The organism is Kangiella spongicola (genome assembly GCF_003194565.2).
Classification (GTDB): domain Bacteria; phylum Pseudomonadota; class Gammaproteobacteria; order Enterobacterales; family Kangiellaceae; genus Kangiella; species Kangiella spongicola.
This window is the reverse complement of sequence record NZ_QICH01000001.1, coordinates 291,901-317,653: the sequence shown is the minus strand read 5'-3', so window position 1 is coordinate 317,653 and position 25,753 is coordinate 291,901. Positions and strand designations below refer to the sequence as shown.

The 25,753-nt window shown below is 43.3% G+C and carries 23 protein-coding genes and 1 other RNA gene; 19 read left to right on the top strand and 5 right to left on the bottom strand.

Going from position 1 to position 25,753, the window contains the following annotated elements; translation table 11 throughout:
• Nucleotides 1-10 precede the first annotated feature (10 nt).
• The gene (locus DL796_RS01330; protein ID WP_406946415.1) at nt 11-1,390 is read left to right on the top strand and encodes an AmpG family muropeptide MFS transporter; all 1,380 of its coding nucleotides are present in this window, start codon (nt 11-13) and stop codon (nt 1,388-1,390) included.
• A gap of 45 nt (nt 1,391-1,435) precedes the next feature.
• Here the strand turns inward: DL796_RS01330 and DL796_RS01325 are convergent, their stop codons facing one another.
• A complete protein-coding gene (locus DL796_RS01325) occupies nt 1,436-2,191 on the bottom strand; it encodes a TIGR04219 family outer membrane beta-barrel protein (protein ID WP_110199226.1) in 756 nt (251 codons plus the stop codon).
• Nucleotides 2,192-2,328: 137 nt separating this feature from the next.
• Here DL796_RS01325 and tcdA point away from each other — a divergent pair, with 137 nt between their 5' ends.
• From tcdA to DL796_RS01310, 3 genes are all read left to right on the top strand, one after another.
• Nucleotides 2,329-3,102, top strand: a complete 774-nt coding sequence (gene tcdA, locus DL796_RS01320; RefSeq protein WP_265090338.1) for a tRNA cyclic N6-threonylcarbamoyladenosine(37) synthase TcdA — start codon at nt 2,329-2,331, stop codon at nt 3,100-3,102.
• Between the two features lie 58 nt (nt 3,103-3,160).
• Nucleotides 3,161-5,122, top strand: a complete 1,962-nt coding sequence (locus DL796_RS01315; protein WP_110199222.1) for an alpha/beta hydrolase family protein — start codon at nt 3,161-3,163, stop codon at nt 5,120-5,122.
• A 188-nt stretch (nt 5,123-5,310) separates the two neighbouring features.
• A complete protein-coding gene (locus DL796_RS01310) occupies nt 5,311-5,784 on the top strand; it encodes an Hsp20 family protein (RefSeq protein WP_110199220.1) in 474 nt (157 codons plus the stop codon).
• A 94-nt stretch (nt 5,785-5,878) separates the two neighbouring features.
• On the opposite strand, the gene DL796_RS01305 is transcribed toward DL796_RS01310, so the two are convergent.
• Nucleotides 5,879-7,108 carry a Zn-dependent hydrolase gene (locus tag DL796_RS01305; RefSeq protein WP_110200679.1) on the bottom strand — a complete coding sequence of 410 codons (1,230 nt, stop codon included), beginning with the start codon at nt 7,106-7,108 and terminating at the stop codon, nt 5,879-5,881.
• Nucleotides 7,109-7,219: 111 nt separating this feature from the next.
• Here DL796_RS01305 and DL796_RS01300 point away from each other — a divergent pair, with 111 nt between their 5' ends.
• The 9 genes from DL796_RS01300 (at nt 7,220) to DL796_RS01265 (ending at nt 17,329) form a co-directional block, all read left to right on the top strand.
• Entirely contained in the window at nt 7,220-7,771 is a 552-nt protein-coding gene (locus DL796_RS01300) for a hypothetical protein (protein ID WP_110199218.1), read from the top strand.
• A 2-nt stretch (nt 7,772-7,773) separates the two neighbouring features.
• Entirely contained in the window at nt 7,774-9,201 is a 1,428-nt protein-coding gene (locus tag DL796_RS01295) for a sodium:solute symporter family protein (protein WP_110199216.1), read from the top strand.
• The gene (locus DL796_RS11740; protein WP_265090336.1) at nt 9,198-9,320 is read left to right on the top strand and encodes a hypothetical protein; all 123 of its coding nucleotides are present in this window, start codon (nt 9,198-9,200) and stop codon (nt 9,318-9,320) included. The genes DL796_RS01295 and DL796_RS11740 overlap by 4 nt, the downstream gene beginning before the upstream one ends.
• A 5-nt stretch (nt 9,321-9,325) precedes the next feature.
• Entirely contained in the window at nt 9,326-10,384 is a 1,059-nt protein-coding gene (locus DL796_RS01290; RefSeq protein ID WP_406946418.1) for an aspartate/ornithine carbamoyltransferase family protein, read from the top strand.
• A gap of 52 nt (nt 10,385-10,436) precedes the next feature.
• Nucleotides 10,437-12,449 carry an asparagine synthase (glutamine-hydrolyzing) gene (asnB, locus tag DL796_RS01285; protein ID WP_110199212.1) on the top strand — a complete coding sequence of 671 codons (2,013 nt, stop codon included), beginning with the start codon at nt 10,437-10,439 and terminating at the stop codon, nt 12,447-12,449.
• 337 nt (nt 12,450-12,786) lie between these two features.
• On the top strand, nt 12,787-14,538 hold the full coding sequence (locus DL796_RS01280; RefSeq protein WP_170114197.1) for a reprolysin-like metallopeptidase: 1,752 nt from the start codon (nt 12,787-12,789) through the stop codon (nt 14,536-14,538).
• Nucleotides 14,539-14,783: 245 nt separating this feature from the next.
• Complete coding sequence (locus DL796_RS01275; RefSeq protein WP_227592923.1) at nt 14,784-15,470, top strand: 2OG-Fe(II) oxygenase; 687 nt, start codon at nt 14,784-14,786, stop codon at nt 15,468-15,470.
• A 225-nt stretch (nt 15,471-15,695) separates the two neighbouring features.
• Nucleotides 15,696-16,178 (top strand): 5-(carboxyamino)imidazole ribonucleotide mutase, encoded by a 483-nt coding sequence (gene purE, locus DL796_RS01270; RefSeq protein ID WP_110199208.1) that lies wholly within the window; start codon nt 15,696-15,698, stop codon nt 16,176-16,178.
• A gap of 11 nt (nt 16,179-16,189) precedes the next feature.
• Complete coding sequence (locus tag DL796_RS01265; RefSeq protein WP_110199206.1) at nt 16,190-17,329, top strand: 5-(carboxyamino)imidazole ribonucleotide synthase; 1,140 nt, start codon at nt 16,190-16,192, stop codon at nt 17,327-17,329.
• A 291-nt stretch (nt 17,330-17,620) separates the two neighbouring features.
• On the opposite strand, the gene DL796_RS01260 is transcribed toward DL796_RS01265, so the two are convergent.
• Nucleotides 17,621-18,529, bottom strand: a complete 909-nt coding sequence (locus DL796_RS01260) for a LysR family transcriptional regulator (protein ID WP_110199204.1) — start codon at nt 18,527-18,529, stop codon at nt 17,621-17,623.
• Nucleotides 18,530-18,678: 149 nt separating this feature from the next.
• Here DL796_RS01260 and DL796_RS01255 point away from each other — a divergent pair, with 149 nt between their 5' ends.
• From DL796_RS01255 to DL796_RS01245, 3 genes are read left to right on the top strand one after another with little or no spacing between them, the layout of a single operon-like run.
• Nucleotides 18,679-19,170 carry a DoxX family protein gene (locus DL796_RS01255; RefSeq protein ID WP_110199202.1) on the top strand — a complete coding sequence of 164 codons (492 nt, stop codon included), beginning with the start codon at nt 18,679-18,681 and terminating at the stop codon, nt 19,168-19,170.
• Nucleotides 19,171-19,230: 60 nt separating this feature from the next.
• Nucleotides 19,231-20,175 (top strand): glutathione S-transferase family protein, encoded by a 945-nt coding sequence (locus DL796_RS01250; RefSeq protein WP_110199200.1) that lies wholly within the window; start codon nt 19,231-19,233, stop codon nt 20,173-20,175.
• 17 nt (nt 20,176-20,192) lie between these two features.
• Nucleotides 20,193-20,996 carry a DODA-type extradiol aromatic ring-opening family dioxygenase gene (locus tag DL796_RS01245; protein WP_170114196.1) on the top strand — a complete coding sequence of 268 codons (804 nt, stop codon included), beginning with the start codon at nt 20,193-20,195 and terminating at the stop codon, nt 20,994-20,996.
• A 150-nt stretch (nt 20,997-21,146) separates the two neighbouring features.
• Here DL796_RS01245 and ssrA read toward each other — a convergent pair.
• Nucleotides 21,147-21,498: a transfer-messenger RNA gene (gene ssrA, locus DL796_RS01240) on the bottom strand.
• 140 nt (nt 21,499-21,638) lie between these two features.
• On the opposite strand from ssrA, the gene DL796_RS01235 reads away from it, so the two are divergent.
• From DL796_RS01235 to DL796_RS01225, 3 genes are read left to right on the top strand one after another with little or no spacing between them, the layout of a single operon-like run.
• Nucleotides 21,639-22,430, top strand: a complete 792-nt coding sequence (locus tag DL796_RS01235; RefSeq protein WP_110199198.1) for a PP2C family protein-serine/threonine phosphatase — start codon at nt 21,639-21,641, stop codon at nt 22,428-22,430.
• Between the two features lie 12 nt (nt 22,431-22,442).
• Nucleotides 22,443-22,997 carry an FHA domain-containing protein gene (locus tag DL796_RS01230; protein WP_110199196.1) on the top strand — a complete coding sequence of 185 codons (555 nt, stop codon included), beginning with the start codon at nt 22,443-22,445 and terminating at the stop codon, nt 22,995-22,997.
• Nucleotides 22,998-23,004: 7 nt separating this feature from the next.
• Nucleotides 23,005-24,702, top strand: coding sequence for a serine/threonine protein kinase (locus tag DL796_RS01225; RefSeq protein ID WP_110199194.1), 1,698 nt, complete (start codon nt 23,005-23,007; stop codon nt 24,700-24,702).
• A 2-nt stretch (nt 24,703-24,704) separates the two neighbouring features.
• Here DL796_RS01225 and DL796_RS01220 read toward each other — a convergent pair whose 3' ends face one another.
• Nucleotides 24,705-25,724, bottom strand: coding sequence for a LysM peptidoglycan-binding domain-containing protein (locus tag DL796_RS01220; RefSeq protein ID WP_110199193.1), 1,020 nt, complete (start codon nt 25,722-25,724; stop codon nt 24,705-24,707).
• Between the last annotated feature and the right edge of the window lie 29 nt (nt 25,725-25,753).

The window sequence follows — 25,753 nt, the reverse complement described above, 5'->3', positions numbered from 1 at the left end:
TTATCTTATAGTGATTTTAACAAGAAAAAAACTCCTGAACAGTATTCGAAACTTTGTCTACTTTCAGCCTGAGGTCTTTAGGATGTTGTTCCTTGGGTTTTCGGCTGGTCTTCCTTTGTTATTGGTTTTAGGAACTCTCTCCTTACTGCTTAAAGACGCCGGTATTTCAAAAAGCGAAATAGGCTTCGCTTCGTGGATAGGTTTAGCATACTCCATCAAAGTTCTTTGGTCGCCTGTTGTTGATAATTTTAAGCTGCCCATACTCAGTCGCTTATTGGGAAAGCGAAAAGGATGGCTCCTGTTTGCACAGGTTGGGATCGCGATTGGTCTATACATGATTTCTCAGACTGACGCCGGCACACATACTCAACGGTTGGTTATATTCGCTTTAATAACAGCGTTTTTGTCTGCAACCCAAGACATAGTGATAGATGCTTTTCGGGTAGAGTCAAACGATGATAAAAAACAAGGTGCAGCGGCAGCAACTTATATTATGGGGTATAGGTTGGGAATGATTGTCGCCGGAGCCGGCGCTTTGAAGTTAGCCGCTAACTTTGACTGGTCAACTAGTTACCAAGTTATGGCGCTTTGTATGGGCGTTGGTATTATTGGAGGCTTACTATCGCCGGAGCCACCACATAAAAAGCAAGTTCTCGGCGAAACTGATCTCGAGAAGGAGATCACTGAAACAGTACTGCAACCTTTAGCTAAAGATAAGATCAGGCTAAAACACAAAATAGAGTCATCAACCGCTTTTCAGTATTTTGTAAAAGCCGTGTTATCGCCATTTGTTGATTTTTTCAAGCGTTACAAATGGTGGGGCTTGGTAATCATAGCCTTTATTCTATCTTTTAGAGTTAGCGATATTGTTCTTGGGGTTATGACTAACGTATTTTACGACGACATGGGCTTTACCAAGGATGAGATAGCAGACTACTCAAAGATATACGGCGTCATAATGACTATTTTAGGTGCTTTCATTGGCGGCTATGTGGTCAATAAAGTGAAAATTCTGTGGTGCCTTTTATGGGGCATTGTCCTAGTGATATTAACCAACCTTTTGTTTGCTTATATGGCGACTCAACCAAAAGACGTGGGTTTCTTAATTTCTGTGATAAGTGCGGACAACATGGCTGGTGGTTTTTCGATGGGGGTATTGATGGCTTACTTTGCAACGCTCATTAACCAAGAGTTTACGGCCACACAGTTTGCACTTTATACATCTTTGATGACTTTAACAGGAAAAATCTTAGGCGGTTTCAGTGGGGTGAACATCGAAAATTGGGGCTATCCCATGTTTTTCACCTACGCAGCTTCGTTAGGAATCCCTGCCTTTTTATTAATACTAGCTTTATTCTATCGAGAGCGAAGGCTGAGTAGGGAGCAATAAAAAAGGCGCCATGAAGCGCCTTTTAGGGTTTTGCTCAACATACGGTTACAGGTGTAGCGTAAAGCCTGCATAGATGCCGTCGATCTTGATGTCACTAGCTAGTGAGTCAAAGTTATCAAACTCTACGTCAAATGTGCGGTAGCCTAGCTCCACTCCAAAGCCACTGTCACCCTCGTAAGCAACATAAGCTTTAATGTCTGAGATTTTATCACCAGACTTCTCACCAATGTTTACGATGGCGCCAGTTCTAAGGCCAGTGAATGGTAAGTCGAACTGAGCTTTACCATAGATTGTTGGTACCGTGCCTTTAAAGTTTAAGCGTGAGCCAACTACGCCAGTGGTCGCGGTGTAGTTGATTTCAGTGAAACCATCAAACTCTTTTGCCGTTAAACCTAGGTCTAAATTCACCCAGTTGTCGAGTAGCTCGTAATATAATGTGTAATCAGTATGTGAAAAATCATAGCCTGAAGTTAATTCGCTACCTTCTGCGAAGACAACACCATCGAAGGTGAAAGTCTTTGATGCATTACCAACTGCGCTACCTTCTAAGTTATTTTGCTGTACTTTTATATTCGGCAAAAACGGTATTGGATGCTCGAAAGCAACGTAATAGGTATTGTCATCGCTGTCTTTAAATCCAAGGTCTTGGTTTAAATCAACGTTTTGATCGCCAGAGTTAACATAACCGTCTAGATCATAATTCCAGCGCTCTGCACCAGCATAGATGCCAATAAAGTCAGCGCTTGCAGTGCCTGATGCCGCTAAGATGGCACTAGCGATAAGTGTTGTCTGTAATTTCATGGGGGATATCCTCTATTTATATTTGGTGCTATTTTATAGCTTTTTATGGGTAAAAAATACCTAACTTATCAACTGTTCTAACTTCCAGACGAATGAATTGCTATAATTGTGACATCTTTATTGACTGATAAATTAATGTGGACGAACGATTTGGTGGTATAGCGAGGCTGTATGGGCAAGCTGCGCTTAATGTATTTAAAGAATCTCATGTGTGCGTTATTGGCGTAGGTGGTGTTGGCTCTTGGGTGGTTGAGGCGCTGGCTCGCTCTGGAATCGGTAAAATCACCATGATTGACCCTGACGAAGTGAGCGAAAGTAATATTAACCGTCAGCTAGTGGCGCTTGGGAGTACAGTTGGTAAGGGGAAATGTGATGTTTTAGTCGAGCGCATTGCCGATATTAATCCTGATTGTGAAGTCACTGTAGTCGAAGATTTATTGAAGCCAGAAAATACCCGTGAGTTGATAGACACCAAGTTTGATTACGTGGTCGATGCGATTGACAGCGCTCGAAGTAAAGCAGCCTTAATTCGTCATTGTAAGCGCAACAAAATACCAATCGTTTGTATTGGTGGTGCAGGAGGCCAAGTCGACCCACAGCAAATTACTGTGGCGGATATTACACGGACCCATAATGACCCCTTGCTTGCCAAAACACGTTCCATTTTGCGCTATGACTTCGGATTTTCCAGTAATCTAAAGCGCAAATATCAGGTTCCTTGCGTCTATTCCACAGAGCAACTAGCTTACCCTTTACCTGATGGGGGCATAACTCACCAAAAGCCCGACTCGGATAGAGCCTTGCGTATGGCGTGTGACGTAGGAATGGGCTCAGCTACACATATAACAGCAACATTTGGCTACTTCGCCGTGGGTTTATTGCTAAAGAAGCTTGCTACAAAAAAACACTAAAACTAGCGCTTATCATCGTTTAAACTACTGAAAAACTTATTATTAGAAAGGATTTTACATGAAAAAAATAACCATTTTCCTGCTTGGCATTTTGATGGCTTTCTCAACCATTGCGCAGTCTAAATTCATTCCGATAGAAGACTTTGCCAAAAAATCACAATTTAAGTCTACTAGAATATCACCCAATGGAGAGCATCTTGCCTTTACCTTTGAAGAAGGTACAGAAGTAAAGCTTGGTATTATGAGCCTTACGAAAAAAGAATTATTAACATCCTTTGATGTAGGCCCAGAGAGGGAAGTGGTTTATTTTTATTGGGCTAATGATGAGCGAGTAGTATTGTTGGCTGGGAATATAACGGGATGGCTTGATGGTGCCAAAAAGAATTACAGGTTGATGGCAGGTAATATTGACGGTAGTAAAAGAAAAGAGCTTTGGGACTTTCAGCGCTCTGGCATAAGAATAATTTCTACATTAGATAATGATAAAGAAAAGGTTTTGGTAACAAAGTCTCACTGGCAAGACGAAGATGTAAAACTGCATTACCTTGATGTGTACAAAGGTAAGCTAGATTATGCTCCAGACTCGCCTAAAGCCGTAGGGGAGAATGCAGGGATATTTTCTATCAGTGTAGATTTGAATGATGTGCCTAGAGTTGCCATGGAGTATGATCAGCAAGATGAAGATGATAGCTCAGATGATGTCAGTAGGTTACACATTAAAAATAAGTTCGACGAATGGATGGTGCTACAGTTACCAAAGCAAAGAGACGATATCCCTAATGTTTATCCTTTAGGATTCAATAAAAAAAATAATAAGTTTTACTTTGCTTCAAACCATGACTTAGATCATGACGGTGTGACTGGCTTTTTTGTGCTTGATATTGAAACGCAGCAGATAAAGAAGCTATATAGGCACCCAGATGTAGATATTCAAGGTGCCATAAGGGGAGCTAAAGGGGAAGTTATCGGTGTTTATGTAGAGCCTGGTTACCCGACCTATTATTATTTAGAGGATACAGACACTAAGGAAGAAGTTAGTTTTCATAAATCTTTACGAGCCAGCTTTAAAGGTTCTGACATTTCGATTAGTAACTATAGTGATGACGGAAAACTAACAGTAGTTAGAGTTTCTAGCGATAGGAATCCAGGTGATTTTTACTTATTTAATCGTGAAAACAACAAAGCAGAATATATCGCTAGTTCGATGCCTCATATAAAGCCAAATTCAATGTCTTTTGTGGAACCTTTCGTTATGCAAGCTCGAGATGGCTTAAAAATGTATGGTCAATTGACGATCCCAAATGGTAAAGAGTTGAAAGGTCTTCCTATGGTCGTTTTCCCACATGGTGGCCCTTATGGCGCAACTGATCATTGGGGCTTTGACTGGCGTGCTCAGTTATTGGCGAATCGAGGTTACCTAGTGATGCAGTTAAACTATCGTGGCTCGGGTAACTACGGCAAAGACTTCCAAGAAGCGGGTTATGGCGAGTGGGGCGAGAAGATGCAAGATGACCTCGCTGATGCAACCCTTTGGGCTATAAAGCAAGGTTTTGCAGATAAAGATCGTATCTGTATGCATGGCATCAGTTATGGCGGTTACGCTTCGATGCATGCGGCAGTGCGCCACCCTGACCTGTATCAGTGTGTTATCCCTGAAGCGGGGCTTTATGATATTGAACTTCAGTGGGATAAAGCTGATTCATTCCGCAATGCTTCCACAGCCTACAAGAATAGTTATATCGTTCAGTCTTTCGGCTCTACAGATAAAGAAGTATTAGAGGCTCGTTCTCCTGCTTTTAATGCTGATAAGGTCAAAGTACCTGTATTTTTGATCCACGGCGAAGATGACGTTCGTGTACCAATCGACAATGCTTATGTTATGGAAGAAGCACTAAAGAAAGAAGGAAAAGAGGTTAAGACTTATTACAGAGAAGATGGCCACGGTTTCCAAAAGGTTGAATACCGTGTAGAGTCATTCGAGCAAATCTTTGATTTCTTAGAAGAACATATCGGTGATTAAAATAAACTGTTAAGTTTCAAATCTAAGCCACCTTCGGGTGGCTTTTTTGTAGGTGTATTAATACATAAATATTAACAACCCTTGAAAAAAATTGATTCGTTCTTATATAGGTTATGAGCGTTAAGTCTCTGAGAGATTAACGCCGTAATATCAACATTTTATATTGCTTCTAATGGAGGATATACCTTATGAACAGAATCGATTTAACACCTTTATACCGTAGTAGTGTTGGCTTTGATCGCTTAGCGTCATTGTTAGATAATACCTTACGCGGTGAGCAATCTTCAGGTGGTTACCCACCTTACGACATCGAAATTCTCGATGAAAACGAATATGCAATTACTATCGCTGTTGCTGGATTTGAGCGCGATGAGCTGGATATCCAGACAGAAAAAGGCGTTTTAACAGTGCGTGGTCGTAAAGCCGACACTGATAAAGAGCGCAATTTCTTGCACCAAGGCATTGCCAACAGAGCCTTCGAGCGCAAGTTCAATTTAGCAGATTATGTGGAAGTGACTGACGCAAACATGAGCAATGGTCTTTTAACGATTAACTTGGTTAAAGAAATCCCTGAGGCTATGAAGCCTAAGAAGATTTCAATTGGTCAAGCGGATACAAAAACCATTGAACATCAGTCAGAGAAAAGCGAAAAGGTCGCTTAACTTTATAAACCATAAATCTTGCTTATAAAATCTTTGTTGAAAATAAATAGGGGCCACAGGCCCCTATTTTTTATGCATGATTCTAGCATTGCACTTATTGTGCTAATCGTAATAGTGTATTGAGTAAAACTTGAGTACCTTTTTCCACGTCGTCCCAGTGCGACCATTCGTCAGGAGCGTGACTGACGCCACCGACGCTCGGAATAAAAATTAATCCTGTTGGCGTGAGATCGGTAAAGAACTGAATATCATGGCCGGCGCCACTGGGCATCCTCATGTATGAATAATCCAGAGCTTTAACTTCTTCTTCAATTAAATCCACAACTTCGGGATTAAAGTGTTTAGGTTCGAGCCAACTCATTTGCTCATACTCAAAGTAAAGTTTGTGCTTACGAGCGATAGAAGATAGAACCTTGCGACAACTGTTGGCTAATTGATGCATGACATCTTCCTGCATATCACGGCCGACAATAGTAAAGTGTGCTTCACCTGGAATGGTGTGGGCATAACCCGGCTTTAAATCGACCCGACCGATAGTAATGCGACTTTTATCAGTGCCTTCCTCGTCAATAATACGACTAATCTCATGAGCAAAATCGGCGAGCCCCATGAACGCATCACTGCGCATATCCATCGGTGCAGTTCCGGCGTGATCGGCTTTACCCTTTAATTTCACTAACCATTTAAAAACACCAGAAATTCCATCGACCACTCCGATGCACTTATTAGAGTTTTCGAGTACAGGACCTTGTTCAATATGCAGTTCAAGGAATGCTTTCATGCTCGAAGGATCGCGACGTGCACGCAAGGTATCATGGACATTTAAACCACATTTTTCTAGCGCATCTTTTAAATACTCGCCTTTAGGATCGCGCGCTGACTCTAACCAATCTAAAGTTAAGTTACCGCTTAATGCCTGCGCACCAAGCATGCCACCAAAGCGGCCTTCTTCTTCACTGGTTCCGATGATTTCAATCGGGCAATTGACGTCGATATTATTTTCTTGGATAACGCGGATGCATTCTAAACCTGCAACGACGCCTAAAGTACCGTCAAACATCCCGCCAGCGGGTACTGAGTCGAGGTGCGAACCTACGAGGACTGCTGGCTTGTCCGGATCACCCAAACGGCCACAGACGTTGCCGGCGCCATCCATGTGTGTTGTGAGCCCTGCGTCTTTAAATTTTCGCATCATCCATTGTCGGGCTTCCATATCAATTTCTGTCAAACCTTGGCGATAAATACCTTTGTCTTTTTCATTGAAGCCAAACTTTGATAATTCATATAAATCATTTTCAATTCGTTCTATATTGATTGAAGAGATAATGTTTCCTTGTCGTTGGTGAGCTTTGTCTAAATTATAACCACGTGTTTGATCTAATTTCAAAGCTTTGCTAAGGTGGGTTGTCTTTCGCAGAGACAGCAACCTTAGGTTATGACCAAGTACATGGTACCGGTCTTCCTGCTCCTGCTGACGTTAAGTGGCGGGGTAGCTGGCAGTCTATGTAACGGACAACAATGTTCATTACATTTGCAGCTGAAGGACGGTAAGGACGAGGTAATTACAGCCGGTCACTTTAATTTAGAGTGGCCCACAGAGAAGGAAACGCACGCTTCTAAACAGCAAGCTTTAGAGGGTGACAGTGGAGGTGAATCTTCAGCAATAAAAGAGGCACTTCTTGATAATGATCAACACTATGCAACACGCCTAAAGATTTCTAGCGAATCAACGTTTTCCAACGTTAGCCATTCAATAAAAATTCACAATACTCAGCGCGCGATAAGCTTAACCGGTTTCTCCGATGGCGTTTATTACGCACGATTGTTTGATGCTAATGATCAAGCGGTCAGTAACTCAGTCGAATTAACAGTAAATCATCACTCCATGTTTAACGTGTGGTTAGTTTTTATTTCAGGCGCCACATTATTCTTAATTCTTATTGGTTACATGATGGCTAATGTTTTCCGACATAAAGAAGAAGCATAACTATGGACTATAACCCGATCTCAATTACAACCGCGCTGGTAATACTTGTTGTTTTTGGCGCAGTGTGGATATTTTTTGGTTGGTGGTTGGGGCGAAAAAATAAGTCACTTGATGACTTCATGTTGGCAGGGCGAAACGTTGGTTTAGCCTTTGCTGGCGCCACCGCAATGGCAACCTGGATAACGAGTAATACGACTTTAGTTGCGCCACAGCTGACTTACGAGCTTGGTGTATGGGGCATGGTTGGCTATTCGTTAGCGGCGCTTGGGTTGATTCTATTCGCGCCAATGGCAAAGCGAATTAAAGAACTTATGCCGGAAGGTTACACCTGTGGTGATTTCATTCGTGTGCGCTACGGTAAAACCGCTTGGATAGCATTTTTGGTGGTTTCTTTCTGTTACGCCATGGGCTGGTTGGTGAGCTTAGGAATGGCTGGTGGAGTCTTACTCAATACCTTAAGCGGTTTAAGTTATCACCTTGGAATGACAGTAATTCTGGCCATCTGCGTTGGCTATACCTTGCTCGGAGGGCTTCGAGCGGTTATCGCTACCGACTATGTCCAAACCATTATCATTATTGTCGGTGTCTTAATCATCGGCTTTGTGTGTTACCAAACGGTAGGCCTCGAAAAGGTTTACGACTATAACAAAGAGCATCACCCTGAATTACTGAATCTTCTTTTCCCTGCGGCAATGATGTTCCTGTTCAATAATATCTTCTTTGGTTTAGGTGAAATTTTTCATTCGAATGTCTGGTGGTCACGAGCCTTGGCATTCCGTCCAGGCATCGGCAGAAAAGCCTATTTCATGTCTGGTTTTTTATGGCTACCGATTCCAATTGTGGCAGGCTTTATTGCGCTGTCTGCACCCGTTTTAGGTTTGTATCCCGACTCAAGCGACATGGTTGGCCCTATGGTTGCGGCCAACTTACTCGGTGATATCGGTGCTATCTTTGTATTTATTGTCGTCTTTTCAGCGTTAGCGTCGAGTTTGGATTCACTGCTTGCTGCGACTAGTGATTTAGTCACTAGAGATATTTATAACGGTTTAATCAATAAAAAGGCAGATAAAAAAACATTACACCGCATCAGCAAATTAGTCATTCTGGGACTTGGTTTTGTCACTTGGCTGCTGTGTTTGCCTAAAATAACTACGTTAGGTGCTTTGCTAAATTTCACGGGCGCTTTCGTTGCTAGCACGATTTGGCCGATTGTTCTTGGTTTGTACCAGCGCCGAATGTCTGGAGATTTTGTAACCGCAGCGTTAGTGCTAGGAACTGTCAGCGGATTGATCGGGTATCACACTATCGGTTTTTATGTAGCCGCTTTGTTTAGCTGCATCGTGTCATTCGTTATTTGCATGATCGGACTGCTGGTGAAGAACGACAACTTCGATTGGCAAAGACTTAAGAGCATGGAGAAAACGCAGTGATTATTTCTCTAGAAACATTAGAAGCATTAGTATTAGCGGCGATGGCAGTGACCTGTTTATCGCCAGTGATTTTAATTATTTTATTAATCAAGGACTGGTTAAAAGAAGAACTATGGTGAATCCAATGGTTGATGACAGCATGAAGTTTTCACGTATTAAACCTGATGTATTTGGTGATGCGCACCCGAAAGCTTTATTGAAACGAATTCAAGAAGATGGCGATAAGCTACAAGTTTTATCTAACCAACATATTGTGTCGGCGGAGCAGTTTGAAGCTGACACGATATTGCAGCTGTTTCGCTTGGCGAGCAAGTACGAAAGTAACCCTCAGCGCTACAGTAATCCCTTAAAAGGAAAAATCTTAATTAGCGCTTTCTATGAACCTAGCACAAGAACTCGCTTATCTTTTGAAAGTGCTTGGCACCGTTTGGGTGGTGACATAATGTCGATTACCGATCGCGCCACAACAGGGATCGCAAAAGGCGAATCGCTCGCCGATGTTGGTGAAATGTTTAATAACTACGGCGACTGCGTGGTTTTGCGTGAAAGTAACGAAGACTCAGTCACAGAAATGACTTCGACACTGCGTATTCCAATTATTAATGCCGGCAACGGAACGCGAGAGCATCCAACGCAAGCGATGGCGGATCTGTATACCATTTTCAAGTGGAAGCCGGAGCTACTCGAAAACAATGGCACTAAAATCAAAATTGGTGTCATTGGTGTGCCGAGCTTTATGCGTACTGTGCGTAGCTTGTTGAAGCTGTTTGCGCTATTTCCAGATATCTTTGCAGAAGTGGTGCTGATTCATGATAGTGATGAAGATGAAATCTTTACGCCAGGCCAGCGTGAAAAACTTGAAGCTAAGGGACTAAATTTAACCGTTAGTCGAACGCTAGACGATATATTACCAACGCTAGACGTGGTTTATATCAACGCTATTGCATGGGTTGGCGACTCTTACGAAGAACATGGCACTAAGTTCAAGCTGGATAAAGACTCGCCGCTAAAAAAAGATGCCATTATTTTGCACCCTCTCGCCAGGGGCGATGAGTTGTCCACAGATTTGGATGAAACACCCCATAATTGGTATTTCTCTCAGGCTAGGGGCGCTGTGTTCTTAAGAATGGCACTACTGACGTGCATGGTTGAGCGTACAGAGCGTGTCTTAGACGTAGTGTAACTGAGAACTTTATAAACCCTTATTGTAACTAAAATCCGAGGAGATTTAGTGTATGTGCGGAATCGCGGGTGTGATTCATAACGATAAAAACCGAGCAATAGATTCGCAAACTTTAGTTAATATGGCAGCGATTCAATACCATCGTGGGCCTGATAATTTTGGTTATCACAATCCACAAGGTGCTGGTGTTGGCTTGAGTCATGCGCGATTAACGATCATTGACTTAGATGAAGAACGTGGCCGCCAACCGCATGTGAGCAGTGATGGCCGCTACATGATGGTGCATAACGGTGAGTTCTATGATTTTCAGCGTATCCGAGCCTCGATGACCGCGCAGGGTGCACGCTTTGGCACTAAAAGCGATTCAGAATTAGTTTTACAAATGTATCCTCATTACGGCATCGAAAAAACCGTTGAGCAATTGCGTGGTGAGTTTGCGTTTTCAATTTATGATCGTGAAGAAGAAACCATGTACTTAGTGCGCGATCGGTTTGGAATTAAGCCTTTGTATTGGACTGAAACCGAACATGGCGTTGTTTTCGGTTCGGAATTAAAAGTGCTTTTTGCGCATCCTGAGGTGAAGCGAGAAATCGACTCTGAAGGCTTGTATCACCAGCTCATTCAGGTCATGGTACCCGGCTCTACAGCTTTTAAAGGAATCAACCAAGTTCCCCCTGGTCACTGGATTAAAATTCAGCGCAAAGACGGTAAGCTCAATATTGAGCAACATAAGTATTGGGACATAAACTTTCCACAAGCCGAAGCACACCTTAATGTAAAAGACGAAGAAGAATATATCGAAGGGGTGCGCGAGCAGTTGCTTGAAGCGGTACATTTACGCCTAAACGCGGATGTTCCCGTTGGAGCCTACCTTTCTGGCGGTATCGACTCTTGCTCAATTTTAGGGCTTTCTGCATCGGTGCGACAAGATCCGGTTAAAGCTTTTACCATTGGTTTTGATGACGCGGATTATGATGAAACGCCGATTGCTACTGAAATGGCGGAGATGACGGGAGCGGAGCAGATTATTCTGCCTTTGTCTGCGGAGCACTTGTATGATCATTTTGAACGAACTATTTGGCACACCGAGCGCACGATTTATAACACCCTAGGCGTTGCCAAGCTACTGATGAGCCAGAAGGTTCGTGAGCAGGGTTACAAAGTGGTGCTGACAGGTGAGGGCAGTGACGAGTTGTTTGCGGGGTATCCGGCTTTCCGTAAGGATATGTTCCTTTATGGCTTATCAGACTTGCCCGACAACTTAAGAACTGATTTGCAGTCCACTTTGGCCGAATCAAATGAACTCTTTAAAGGCGCTATGTTGCCTCGGGAAGAATTTAACTCAGAAGCCATTAATCAAAAAGTCGGCTTTACACCAACTTGTATCCAAAGCTGGATGGGCTGCGACGGCTTTGCGCGTGACTTGATGAGTAAAGATCACCAAGCAAACATAAAAAGCTATGATGCTGGTCGCGCGATAGCTGAGCAGTTTGATGAATCTCAGCTAGAAGGGCGTCACCCACTCGATAAAGCGCAATACGTTTGGATCAAAACTATGCTTGAGGGGCAGATCCTCACTTGGGGCGGTGATAGAGTCGACATGGCAAACTCGATGGAAGCGCGTCCGCCGTTTCTTGATCACTACTTAGCAGATTACGCGGTAAATATTCCGCCACAGATGCGAATTAAAGGTCCAGTCGAGAAGTATGTGCTCAAAGAAGCGATGAAAGGTTTGCTTCCAGAAACACTTTATAAGCGTCAAAAATTCGCCTTTATGGCGCCACCGGCACACACCGACGAAAAGAAATGGAATGCTTTAATGGAACTGATGGAAGAGTTTGCTAACGAGAAAAGGATTAAAGAAGCGGGCCTAATCGATTATGACGCCTTGAAGCAGATGATCGATAGTCATGCTGATCCTAGTGTGCCACGAGATCATAAAGTGCAGATGGATGCGCTGTTGAACCATGTTCTTGGCGTCCAACTGCTGCATTATCATTTTGTTGAGCAAGATATCCCTAAAAAGGCTGCCGCTAAAGCGCATGAGCTTGGATGGGCTGCGTAAGTTCATATAACTAATTTTCGAAACTTAAAACCAGCGTACACTATAGGGAAATAGTTAGTGCGCTTAAGTTTTTACGAATAAATCTGAGATGGTCTTGAGTTCCCTTTGTTTATAATAAACAGTGCATAGGCGCAGATTTGCCGCTTGTGCTTATTACAATAAATTTGAGGGGTAAATTATGAAAAAACTAATATTTGTCAGTGGCTTATTGGCGGCTGCTAATGTGCAAGCTGCCGACTAATTCGAGCCAATAGATTATCATCAACACAGTACAGTTTTTGCCGACGATCAAAAGTCACACGTCAAAAGCCACGCTGCGATGACTGTTAGAGTGGACATGTCATTCCTTGATCAGCAGTATCAAGCAGTCCAAGACTCAGAATTGAATACGGCCAACCAGCAGCCGGTTGAGTTCCAAGTCAGCCTACCAGACGGTAGTATTCAAGACATCGTCATTAATCGAGCGAATGATAACTTCGGTGAAAGTTATTCACTATTTGGTTATGTCAAAGGCCAGCCAGACTACCAAGTCGCTTTTAATACCGCAGACGGCACAGCTTTCGCGGGAATTATTATGCTGGGCGAACAAAGCTATAAAATTACGCCTAAAAGCGATGGTATTTCTATAGTAGAGCCTATTCTTGGGCGTAAGTATGCCTGTGGTGGTGGAAAGGACAGCGGACTAGAGTATGAGCATGATTTCTCTTCGCAGCTTGTCTCGCAGTTTGATACTGCTGATTCAGTGAACGCTACGAGTAATGTAGATGTGATGTTGATTTATACATCGGCTGCCAAATATGGTGCAGGCTCAGGGAGTAACATTAGAGCGCTAGCACAGCAGTCAGTCGATCAAATGAATCTTTCTTTATCCAATAGCCAAGTTGATGCGAATGTAACTTTGGTCTATACCGGCGAAGTAGCATACACGGAAACTGGTAGTGGCTATACAGATTTGGACTGGGTAACCAACAACTCAGGAGTTGCTAGCCTTAGAAACCAGTATGGCGCAGATTTGGTTGGTTTCCTCGTTGAGAACCCAGGAAACTTATGTGGTTTAGGTTGGTACATGGCGAACCCAAGCCCGAATTTTGCATCGCGCGGATTCCAAGTGACACGTCGTAACTGTCTGGGCGGTTGGACTGTGGCGCATGAGTTTGGTCACAACATGGGGCTTCAACATGATGAGGCGAATGCTGGTGGAACACCTGGACCATACCAGTACAACTATGGACATATCTTAAGTAATAATTATCACACCATTATGGCTTACGGCAGCTCGTGTAACTGGTGTCCAGTGATTAATAACTTTTCAAATCCTGATATTACCTATCGAGGCGTTCCAACGGGCACTGCTTATCATAACAATGCGCGCCGCTTAAATGACACGCGAGCGATTGTTGCTGCGTTCCGTGAAGGCGATGACGATGGTGGTGATGATCCTGTTGAAGTTATTGAGTTAGAAAAGGGTAAGTCTGAAACCCTAGCGTCACTCGAAGCGGGTAAGTCACAACCTTATAAAATTGTCATTCCTAATAATGATAAGAATCTAACTATTCGCACTTCTGGCGGTAGCGGTGATGTCAGTCTATATGTCACCTACGAAGGTCGAGCTGATCAAAATAATCATGATTGTGCTAGCGAAAGTGCGGGCAGTAATAGCGAAACTTGTAGCTTCGCAGATGCTCAGCGAGGGACTTATTATATTATGCTGACTGCAGAAGCGACTAGCAGAAACGTGAGTATTATCGCGGAGTATGGCGAGGACGATGGTGGTGACGATTATGACTATACAGAGTCGGCCTATGTGTATAGCCGTTACAGCACAATTTTCCCGAGAAATAACTATGGTTATTACTACGCAAAATCAGGCACACACAAAGCTCAATTAAGTAGCAGTAGCAGCAATACTGACTTTGACCTCTACTTCCAGAAGTGGAACGGTCGTCAGTGGGTAACTGTAGACTCGAGCTACACGCCAAGTAACCATGAAACCATTGAGTACAATGGCTCTGCGGGTTATTACCGTTGGTACGTCTATAGTTACAGTGGTTCAGCAACAGCGACACTGCAATACAGCATTCCAAAATAACGAGTTTTGACCTTAAAACTGCAAGGGTACTCCGGCTCTTGCAGTTTTATCATCCCCAGTTCAATTCTCAAGCTCCATTCTCAAGCTCCATTCTCAAGCTCCATTCTCAAGCTCCATTCTGAGCTCTGCCCTTGGAATCACCACTTTTTATATAATTCTTCTAAATTAAATTATAAAATAAGCAGTTCTAATTAAAGCTCATTCTCGGCACGAATCGCACTTAAGATCTTGCCGTGAGTTAACCGTTGCGAGTATTACTATTGATCCCAGTGGATTCTAAAACCCCCGTAAAAAGTGATTCATCTAGTGAATCCTTATACGAAACCATCACCGATGATTTGGTGCGTCAAGGTTATAGCATTAATCCCGAGGCATTACCGCCAAGCTTAGCAAAAGCGCTTTATCAGCAGGTCTTAGAGCTAAATCAAGCAGAGTTTGATACCGCAGGTATTGGACGTCAGCAAGCACATACCGTGGATACTCGAGTCAGAACTGATGAAATCTGCTGGATAAACGGCAGTACCAATACTGGGCAGAACTGGCTAAACTGGGCCGGCGGCTTACGTGAATACATAAACTCACAACTGTTTCTTGGCCTTTTTTCCTTTGAAAGCCATTTCGCACACTATGGGCCTGGCGATTTTTATAAACGCCACCTCGACGCTTTCAAGGGAGAGTCAAACCGATTGTTGTCGCTTGTCGTCTATTTAAATCCAGAGTGGGAAGAAGAAGACAAAGGAGAGCTGGTTCTTTATCGAGACGAGCATGATATGACAGGCATCAAAGTAAGCCCGACCTTTGGCACCGTTGTTGCTTTTCTCAGCGAAGATTTTCCCCATGAAGTATTACCCGCTAAACGTGATCGATATTCGATTGCCGGTTGGTATCGGCTCAACAATAGCATCGGCAACCGAATCGACCCACCGCGATAAAGCTTTAGTAGTGTGGGGAGAAACTCTTACAGACTGTATAAAAAGCAGAATAGTAGATACGATAGGAAACCTATAAACACAACTTATTCATGCTTTTTATCTGGGATTTTTGTATAATGCGCAACAATTTCTCAGCGATACCAAAATCGCTGCCGTGGCAACCCCTCGATGCACTGCCATCGCGCTGCGCTATTTTAATTCGTATTTTTCTAAAGAGGAGAGGCAATGAAAGTAGGTATTATAATGGGCTCGAAATCAGATTGGCCTACCATGCAACATGCGGCGGACATGCTTGATAAGTTTGGTGTTGAGTATGAAACTAAAGTCGTTTCAGCGCACCGTACTCCTCAATTACTTGCTGACTATGCTTCCTCAGCCTCGGAACGCGGAATTAAAGTCATCATCGCTGGTGCCGGCGGTGCCGCGCACCTACCAGGTATGGCGGCGGCCTTTACTTCGCTGCCTGTGCTTGGAGTTCCAGTTAAGTCTAAAGCCTTAAATGGAATCGACTCATTGCTGTCTATTTGTCAAATGCCAAAAGGCGTAGCGGTGGGTACACTAGCCATTGGTGATGCTGGCGCGGCAAACGCAGGCTTACTAGCAGCGCAAATTTTAGGTTGCCAGCAGCCACATTTGTTAGCAAAAATCGACCAATTCCGTAGCGAGCAAACGGAAACTATTTTGGCCAACCCTAACCCAGCTGAATAGCGAGCATTAATATGCAAATGTTAGTACTTGGAGCAGGGCAGCTAGCGCGCATGATGGCGCTTGTGGCTGCCCCTTTAGATATTCATATTCGAGCTTACGACGTTACTACTAAGCAAGTATTGCATCCGGTGACCGGTGAGCGCTATGAGCAAAGCTTACAGCAAGCCATTGAAGCGAGCGATCGTATCACCGCGGAATTTGAACATGTGCCACTGGATGTATTGGCGCTTTGCGAGCAAAGCGGTAAGTTTTTCCCAAGCAAAAAAGCTATCGAATGTGGTGGAGATCGCGCTAAAGAAAAAGCCTTATTAGATACAGCGGGTGTAGCAAGTGCACCATACGTACTGGTTACCGAACGTCTTCATCTAGATCAGGCCATCAACGAGTTTGGGCTACCTTTGGTCATTAAAACCTGTCAGGCGGGATACGACGGAAAAGGGCAATGGCGCTTAAAGTCTAGCGAGCAAACGGATGACATTTGGCAAGAAATGCTGGCGTTTTTGGAAAAAGATGTCACGCATAGTATTATTTGTGAAAAAATGATTCCTTTTGAGCGCGAAGTGTCAGTTATCGGCGCTCGCGATAGGCAAGGTAATGTAAAGGTTTATCCTGTTACAGAAAATGAACACACCAATGGCGTTCTAACGCTGTCTGTAGCGGGAATTGTAAACCAAGATATTCAAGCTCAAGCAATTGATGCATACCATAAGATAGCCGAGGAACTTGAATACGTAGGCGTATTGGCCATTGAGTTCTTTGAAGTAGATGGTGAGTTATTGGTAAATGAAATTGCGCCAAGAGTTCACAACTCTGGCCATTGGACACAGCAGGGCGCTTACTGTTGCCAGTTCGAAAATCATGTACGAGCAGTTGCCGGCTTGCCATTAGGTAACACTGATTTACTGCGACCTAGCGCCATGATTAATGTTCTAGGGCAAGACGCGATACCTCAACAAGTATTAGCAACAACTGGTGCTCGTAGCCACTGGTACGGCAAGAAAGTGAAGCCCGGTCGTAAAATGGGCCACATCAATGTTAGTGCTGATACACTAAACGAGCTAGGAAAGCGTCTTAACGAACTTAGCGAGCATCTTAGTGAGCAAGATTATCCCGGTGTTAAAGCGAGAGCTAATCAGTTACTGAGCCGTTAACTTAGATACCAAGTTACTCTCAAACCTTCCTATAGATACAAAAAAGGTCACTAATTAGTGACCTTTTTTGTTTATTTGGTGGTGCCGTGTGACGCCGGTTTGGTTCCTACAATAGAACTGAATTAGCCCCTAAATTGCTTTAGTAAGCTAATGCGGGTTTATGCTTACGCAGGAGCTTCAGTACCCTGTTTGATAGAAGCTAGTAGAAACTCGGTTGACAAATGTTTTCGGAAGTAAGAACGCATCAATTTCCTTTAATGCCACGCGGTTATCGGTTTCATTAGGCTTTAATCAATAGTCATCCCAATAAGGCGGCTCTCCAAAATAAGAGCTGGCAAAATCGATAAAAGCTCGAAGCTTTGGTGCGAGCAATTTTCTATGAGGGTAGATTGCATATAATCCCATTGTTTCGAGTTCAAAGTCATTGAGCATGGTTTTGAGCTTGCCTTGTTTAAGCGCTTCTCCTACGATGAATGTTGGTTGCAATATATAACCTTCTCCAGCAATTGCTGAGGCCATCAAAATTTCCCCATTATTTGCAACTAATTCTGTTTGATTATGGTGTGAGTTATCGCGTAATACTCTCATAAGAGGATTTTCGGATGTTGTGTAATCCATATAGCTGTAGCGTAAAAAGTGCGAGCTCTCTAAATCCTCTGGATGGGTAGGTTCTCCATATTGTTTTATGTATGAGGGGGATGCACAAAGCACTAGTCTCACTGGAGCAATTTTTTTTGCAATCAAGGAAGAGCTTTTTAAGTGCCCTATTCTCAGGGCGACATCAAACCCTTCTTCGATGACATCCACTTTACGATCACTCAACTCCAGGTTGACCCCCACCTCTGGGTACAGCTTTTTGAAATCTCGAATAAGTGGCGCGAGGTGTAACGTTGAAAAGGACACTGGCGCGCTTATATGAAGAATCCCTTTGGCGGAATTTTGAAGCTCACCAAAGTGGTTTTCCATATCATGAACACTCTCTAGAATGTGCATGGCATGCTGTAAACACTGCTCACCTTCCTGGGTCAAGCGAACGCGTCGAGTGGTTCGGTTAAATAGCCTTACACCCAGTTGCTCTTCTAACTGAGAGACGTACTTGCTTACGAGTTGATTTGATGTCTCTAGTTTCTCTGCGGCTTTGGTAAAGCTGCCTAGTTCTGCCACGGTGATAAACGCTTTCATTGTTTCAAGTCGGTCCATTGATATAGCTCTATTGCAAACATTTTGTTGGTAATTATTCCATAAATACGCTGTTTATTCATTATCTTATTGGTAGTAGTATGGATATTAACCTGATTGAGGCAGTGAGTGCGGTCAGTCATCACAAACGATTTAGAGAGGAATTAACGATGAATAAGCAAACTTTACACAAATTATTGAAATCAGATGCAGGTATTGCAGCTTTGGCTTTGAGAGTACCAGTTGGAATTATCCTGGCTGCTCATGGCGCACAGAAATTGTTCGGCTGGTTTGGTGGATATGGCCTTGAGGGAACTGGCCAATGGATGGCCAGTATCGGATTGGAACCTGGATATTTGATGGCCTTATTAGCCGGCAGTGCGGAGTTTTTCGGAGGTTTGGCCTTGGTATTGGGCTTGTTAACCCGACCTGCAGCAGCAGTAAGCGCGTTTACGATGCTAGTGGCCATTTTTAGCGTTCACTTTGAGCATGGCCTTTTCTTGACGAATAACGGCTATGAATTCGCGCTTGCAATGTTTGCTGCGACTGTAGCACTAACGATTCAAGGCGCAGGTAGCTATGCTGCTGATAATGTAATAGCAAAAAACGTAGCGGGCAGTGCTTCTGTCAATGAGCCATCGCACTTAAAGCAAGCTGCCTAGTGCTCGATAAATCATGCCTTCCTGTATTGCAGGGAGGCTTTTTTACGGAGGTATTTAATCATGTTAGTCAATGGCGTTTGGCAAGAGAATTGGCAACCGGTTCAAAACAAAGACGAGAAAGGTCGCTTTATTAGACAAACTTCATCATTTCGTAATTGGATTACACCCGATGGAGCTCCCGGTCTCACTGGTAAGGGCGGCTTTAAAGCAGAAGCGGCTCGATATCATCTGTATGTAGCCTACATTTGTCCTTGGGCAAGCCGTACTTTAATGGCGAGAAGTCTAAAAGGTTTGGAGGAAATCATCTCCATTTCAGTGGTCAACCCAAAGCTGACGGAGCAAGGTTGGCAGTTTGGGGGCTTCAACGGAAGCCATACTGATGAGCTAAATGGCGCGACCTATTTGCATGAGTTGTACACCAAAGTTGCACCAGATTTTACGGGCCGAGCAACTGTTCCTGTTTTATGGGATAAAAAAACACAAACGATTGTGAACAATGAGTCTGCTGATATTGTTCGCATGTTCAATACAGCGTTTGTCGATCTTGTAGATTCAGGCCCTAACTTAGTTCCAGAGGAAATGGCGTCAGAGGTTGATTCGCTCAATGAATACATTTACTCAGATCTAAATAATGGCGTGTATCAAGCCGGTTTTGCATCATCGCAAGAAGCGTACGAAGAGGCCTTTAAAAAAGTGTTCGTTGCACTCGATTCATTGGAAGAAAGGCTGGCAGATAGTCGGCAATTTCTATTTGGTGACGCACTCACCGAATCAGATATTCGTTTGTTTGTGACCTTGATCCGATTCGATGTGGCCTATCATGGGCTGTTCAAGTGTAACAGAAACATGATTAAAGACATGCCCAGACTTTATAATTATATGCATCGTATCTTGGCGATAAAGGGTATTCAAAGTACGGTAAATATTGAGCATATAAAAGCAGGCTACTACTCGATAAAAGCGCTTAATCCCACAGGGATTGTTCCCGTTGGTTCTGCGCTTTAAAAATAGCAGGAGTTAACATGAAATCGAAGCGAAACATTGTCTACATTTCTCATGGTGGCGGTCCTATGCCTTTGTTAGGGGATCCTGAGCATTTTGAAATGGTCGAGACACTAAAAGAAATTGCTGCAGCAGTGGACAAACCTAGCGCGATACTGGTGATCAGTGCGCATTGGGAGGCGCGTTTGCCTATGGTCACTTCGGGGAAAAATCCTGGAGTTATTTATGACTACGGTGGCTTTCCGAAGGAAGCTTATGAGATTGAGTACCCAGCACCCGGCGAGCCTGAATTGGCAAAAGGTGTGGTGAATGCGCTTGGCGCAAGTGGCATTCAGGCACTACAAGATGAGCAACGTGGATTTGATCATGGCTTGTTTGTGCCGCTTAAAATCATGTATCCCGATGCTGACATCCCATGTGTGCAGTTGTCGTTAGTTCATAGTCTTGACGCAGACCTTCATATCCAAATTGGGAAAGCACTGCAGTCACTTGAGTGGGATAACTTGCTGGTAATTGGTTCTGGGTTTTCGTTTCACAACATGCGCGCATTTTTCAGCCCCAATTCACAGGAAACACGTCAGAATAATATTGCTTTTGATGAGTGGTTAACAGCTGTCGTTAGCGATAGGACGCTGGTAGAAAGCGTTAGAGAAGAGCGGCTTGCTGATTGGGAGTCTGCTCCGAGTGCCAGATTCTGCCACCCTCGAGAGGAGCATTTAATCCCTTTGCATGTTTGTTATGGCATGGCCACTCAACCGAGTGAGAAAACATTCAAAGCTGAAATCATGAAAAAACAATCGTCAATGTTTCATTGGAGGAGCTAAGGCTGGTTGCTAAAGAAAGAGTGCTCTTAAAGCCGTTTGAGAGTGAGCTAGTACTCAATTGCCCGCATCAACCCTTTTTTACTGATAGTAAAGTTGCGGGTCAATAAAAAGCCCTAATGGCTGGTGAGAGCTCATTAGGGCTTAAAAATTTGGTGGAGGCGGCGGGAGTCGAACCCGCGTCCGCGAATCCTCTGCTTTAGAATCTACATGCTTAGAACCATCTTTAAGTTAACCAATGACGAGCCAATGGCCAGGCTTTCAGTGGCGATCTCGAGGAAAGTTTAACAGTTGGCTGCCGAGCACAGTTACCTGCGAGTCCCTGTATATGACTGTCTAGCTCCTACCAAGGACGCTCAGAGTAGACAGTTAGCCTATTAAGCGGCTAAAGCGTAGTTGTCTTCGTTTGCAACTATAAGTTTTCAGCTTTGATTTTACGAGATTCGCTGAACATCTCGACATGCAACTAAAGTTTCGTAATCCACGTCGAAGCCAAATCGCCCCCATGGAATAATCCATTATAACTGATATGGGGATTGTGTATATAGGATTCAATGGTTATATTACTAAAAGTAAATTGTGGCTTGGTTAACATCCCTTTAGTAAACAAAAGGTTACACTTTGCTAGCCACAGTAGGAGGGGTAATGTCACAATTAGAAAAAAATCGCATTGAATCCGCGATGGTATCTCATAAAGGTGTTTCTCGCGAAAATAATGATGACAAAGTTTATGGTTCTTCTGAGCTAGGCTTGTGGTTGTTATCCGACGGTGTTGGGGGCTTGAAACAGGGGGAGCAAGCAAGTCTCTACACGGTTAAAGAAATCCGTAAATCTATCGCTAATGGCGCTAATCTTTTTAATGCGGTTCATTCCGCACACTCAGTGATAAAAGCGTATAATAAGCATGAGGAAGAAGACCGAGGAGCTACGGTCGTAGCGTTGCATTCAAAAGAAGACAGCTATGATATAGCGTGGGTCGGCGATAGCCGGGCTTATCTCTGGAATGAGGTGACAGGCGAGTTATCGCAATTAACAGAAGACCACACCTTAGTTCAAAAACTCCTCAACGCAGGGTTAATCGAGAATTCACAAGTAAAGCATCACCCCAAGCGACACGTCATTACTCAATGTTTAGGGATTGAAAATGATAACCAGCTTCATATTGGACTTATCAATCGTGAGTGGGACTACGGGGAGCATGTGTTGTTAGCGAGTGATGGTTTATATGATGAGCTATCTCGCACAGAGTTAATTGGGGCGTTGCGCATGCCGCGGGATAACCAAGCAAAAATTGAATATATGGTGTCGCTTGCGTGCAAGAATGGGGGCAGCGACAATGTTTCAGTGATACTTATATCGTCACCTGTCAAGGCACAAAAAAAGCGAAAGAAAAAAAGCTTTATCGATCAAATTAAAAAATTATTAAAAATAAATTAACGTGAGGTAAATATGTCATCACAAGATTCGTCAAACAAAAAAGCTGAGCCAAAGAAGGGGTATAGGGAAGATAAGGCTGGGCCGCAGGGAACGCTTGTTTTCGACTCGAAAGAAGTCGATAGGATGATTGCCGCAGAAATTCAGAAATTAGAAGATGATGGGACTAAAGTTCCAGCTCTTTTGGCTACGACAAAACCCCACGCAGGCACAGCTTTTTTACTAAGTTATGGCAAAAATGTCATTGGTCGAGGTAAAGGCAACAGTGTAACTATTTACGATCCAGCTGCTTCGTCCACCCACGCGCAAGTAACGTATTACAATGGCGAGTGGAAAATCCTAAATCTATTATCCTCAAACGGTACGATTGTTAATGGCGAAAAAATTACTGAGAGAGTTTTAACGCTTGGGGACAAAATCCAAATTGGTCACACCGAGTTTTTATTCACGCTGGTTGATTCGCCAGAGGAAAACGAAGAAGAGTCTGCAGAAATAAACTGGATGTTAGTCGGTGCGCTAGGAGTGGCGGCTGTGATCTTTATTGGTGTATTAATCTGGTTGTTCGCATAATTCTTAAATGACTAACCATTTGAAAATCGGTCGTTACGAGCTAATCGAGGAGATTGGTCGTGGCGCCATGTCTGTTGTTTATCTAGCTAAAGACCCTGAGATTGGGCGCTCTCTTGCGATCAAGCTTCTGAAACATGAGCTTGTTGAAGAAGAAGAGTACCGTGCTTTATTTTTACGAGAGGCAAGAGCAGCTGGAAGCTTAAGCCACCCAGGGATCGTGACCATATATGATGTTGGTATCTGGCAAGATAGGCCTTATATCGCAATGGAGCTTCTTGAAGGGGATAACTTGGATGATTATCTTGAAGAACACGGCGTATTTTCAATTGGTGATGCTCTTGAGTTGGCTCAACAACTAACAGATGCTCTAGATTATGCGCATTCTAAAGGCGTAATCCATCGAGATATTAAGCCCGAGAATATTTTAGTCCTAGAGGGTGGTAAGCGTTTTAAAATTACCGACTTTGGTATCGCTCGTGTTGAGCATCAGTTTATGGAAGCTGGGACAGAAGATCGAGAAAAAGTAATGGGCACACCTGCTTATATGTCACCGGAACAAATTTCAGGCAATGAAACCAGCTTCAAAACAGATCTGTATTCCTTAGGAGTTATTCTTTATAAGGTGACAAAAGGGGAATTGCCTTTCCAAGCTGCAAATTACGGCGCTATGATGCAGGCCGTATTACAAGATAACCCTGAACCATTAAACGCCTATTCAGAACAGGGATTTATCTGGCAGAGTATTATCTTTAGGCTGCTGCAGAAAAACCCAGATTTACGTTACACGAAAACGGAAGAGCTTACACAAGAGCTCGAGGCTTTAGCTGAGGAAATAGCGCAAGAACGAAAAGGGATCTCGACAATTCGCTTTGTATCGATGCGTGCCCGTTGGGCTGTGTCTTTATCTTCGCTAGTTTTGGTTGTGATGGTGCTTGGTATGATTTGGGTTTATAACAAGCAAAATACACTAATGAACCAGCTAGTATTTGATTATGGCAACTCAATGGCTCAGATTATTTCTAGCGAAACTGCAGAGCCATTGTTATTGGATGAAGATGTAGCGTTACAAGCCATTACCCAAGATATAGTTAATAGCTCAGAAGTTTTGTATTTATCCATAAGAGACAAAGATAACTTGGTACAAAGCAGTAGTCTTGAAAGCCAGGTTGGCAAAATCTACAAGCCCTTTGATGGCAGTCAAATCATCGGCGGAAAAGGTTCGAGTCGAATTTATGAGAATTTAGATAGCTTTAACCAAGAAGCTTTTATTTTCGATACGCCCATCATGTTCCAAGAAAAAGTTATTGGCCACGCTAATATCGCTGTTGGAAGAAGTAACTTAATAAATGCTACGCGCTCATCACTGTTAACCATGATTATTTGGATGTTTGTGATTATGCTTGCGGTATTTTCCGGTGTTTATTGGCTAGCGAATAAGTTTACGCAACGAATTAATAAGACGCGTCAGGTTATAAAAGATATTCGTTCTCACGGTCAGTCAGACTTAATAAAAATTAATGCGCATGATGAAGTGGGGCGTCTGCAACAAGAGGTCAACGAACTAACGCAGAAGTTGGCGGGCCTAACGAAAACCCAACATATGGGCTTTAAAAACAATACTGACCCAGCTTTGAGTGAGCTCACAGACATCGAGAAAACATTACTAATCGATGTTGCCGACTCTAACGAAAATCCTAGTCAATGATGTTATAAATTTTCGAGTTTGTTCTGTAGTGCCTTTACTCTATCCTGATACACCAATGCTAAGTCATCGTTAGGGTTAATGGCTAGTATCTTCTTCCAAAAAACGAGTGCATCATCAAGTTTTTGATTACGATATAGACGAAGTGCTTTTTGGTGATAATTCTCAGAAACTTTATTTCGAGTGGTCGTGAACAGTATGTTCTCTTCGAGTGGTTTCCCCACCTTATTCCAAGCATTTAATAATAACTCATAAGAGTCATCGAATTGTGAGCGATCTGCATATTGCTTAGCTGTTAATAACTGCTGTTCTGCTCTAAGAGTTGACAGTTCTGACTCGAGTTCGGCCTTATTCGGCTCCGACAAAGGTGCTTCACTGATTAAACCTGAAAGCAGCGTTTCTGCATCAGCCGTGTTTTGTTGACGTTTATATTGATGTGATTGAGCTTTGGCGGCAAAAACTAGTTTTTGCTGTAGAGCTGAGTTGGAGCTAAGTTGCTCGTGGTTTAATGCCCACTGTATAGCTTTGTTGTAGTCTTCAGCTTCGATTAAAGACTCTAACTCTGGAAAAGAGTCAGTCGTTGATGTTTGTTGGGCTACTTCCTGACGAGCTTTTGTAGGCTGTGAGTTTTGGCGCTCTTTTGGAATGGTTAACCCTTTGGTTGGTAATTTTAGCTTTTGTCCGACAAAAATCGAGTCATTAGGCGACAAGTTGTTCAACGTCAAAAGTTCTGTATAGCGGCTTGAGGCACCCAAATATTTCTGTGCAATAGTACCTAGCGTATCACCAGGCTGCACCCTGTAGATATAAGTGTCTGACTCATTGTTAGCATGCTCATTCACTGTCGATGAATAATCTGCAGATTTTTTTGCTGGCGTAGCATCGATGATAGGAACCACAACATCATTTCGATCTTCCTTAAAGGAGCACCCTGCCAAAGCAATTGTCGCAGTTAAGGCGAGAAGCTTGAAGCCCGTTGATAGGGGGGCTCTTTTGATTGATGTGGTTGCTTTCAAACTATTCATTTTCCTAATAATTATTGTGAACAAACAAT

Coding starts and splice junctions, on each gene's coding strand:
- DL796_RS01325 (WP_110199226.1), bottom strand. CDS start 2,191: ATGAAATTACAGACAACACTTATCGCTAGTGCCATCTTAGCGGCATCA.
- DL796_RS01315 (WP_110199222.1), top strand. CDS start 3,161: ATGAAAAAAATAACCATTTTCCTGCTTGGCATTTTGATGGCTTTCTCA.
- DL796_RS01310 (WP_110199220.1), top strand. CDS start 5,311: ATGAACAGAATCGATTTAACACCTTTATACCGTAGTAGTGTTGGCTTT.
- DL796_RS01300 (WP_110199218.1), top strand. CDS start 7,220: ATGACCAAGTACATGGTACCGGTCTTCCTGCTCCTGCTGACGTTAAGT.
- DL796_RS01295 (WP_110199216.1), top strand. CDS start 7,774: ATGGACTATAACCCGATCTCAATTACAACCGCGCTGGTAATACTTGTT.
- DL796_RS01290 (WP_406946418.1), top strand. CDS start 9,326: ATGGTTGATGACAGCATGAAGTTTTCACGTATTAAACCTGATGTATTT.
- asnB (WP_110199212.1), top strand. CDS start 10,437: ATGTGCGGAATCGCGGGTGTGATTCATAACGATAAAAACCGAGCAATA.
- DL796_RS01280 (WP_170114197.1), top strand. CDS start 12,787: ATGTCATTCCTTGATCAGCAGTATCAAGCAGTCCAAGACTCAGAATTG.
- purE (WP_110199208.1), top strand. CDS start 15,696: ATGAAAGTAGGTATTATAATGGGCTCGAAATCAGATTGGCCTACCATG.
- DL796_RS01265 (WP_110199206.1), top strand. CDS start 16,190: ATGCAAATGTTAGTACTTGGAGCAGGGCAGCTAGCGCGCATGATGGCG.
- DL796_RS01260 (WP_110199204.1), bottom strand. CDS start 18,529: ATGGACCGACTTGAAACAATGAAAGCGTTTATCACCGTGGCAGAACTA.
- DL796_RS01255 (WP_110199202.1), top strand. CDS start 18,679: ATGAATAAGCAAACTTTACACAAATTATTGAAATCAGATGCAGGTATT.
- DL796_RS01250 (WP_110199200.1), top strand. CDS start 19,231: ATGTTAGTCAATGGCGTTTGGCAAGAGAATTGGCAACCGGTTCAAAAC.
- DL796_RS01245 (WP_170114196.1), top strand. CDS start 20,193: ATGAAATCGAAGCGAAACATTGTCTACATTTCTCATGGTGGCGGTCCT.
- DL796_RS01235 (WP_110199198.1), top strand. CDS start 21,639: ATGTCACAATTAGAAAAAAATCGCATTGAATCCGCGATGGTATCTCAT.
- DL796_RS01230 (WP_110199196.1), top strand. CDS start 22,443: ATGTCATCACAAGATTCGTCAAACAAAAAAGCTGAGCCAAAGAAGGGG.
- DL796_RS01225 (WP_110199194.1), top strand. CDS start 23,005: ATGACTAACCATTTGAAAATCGGTCGTTACGAGCTAATCGAGGAGATT.
- DL796_RS01220 (WP_110199193.1), bottom strand. CDS start 25,724: ATGAATAGTTTGAAAGCAACCACATCAATCAAAAGAGCCCCCCTATCA.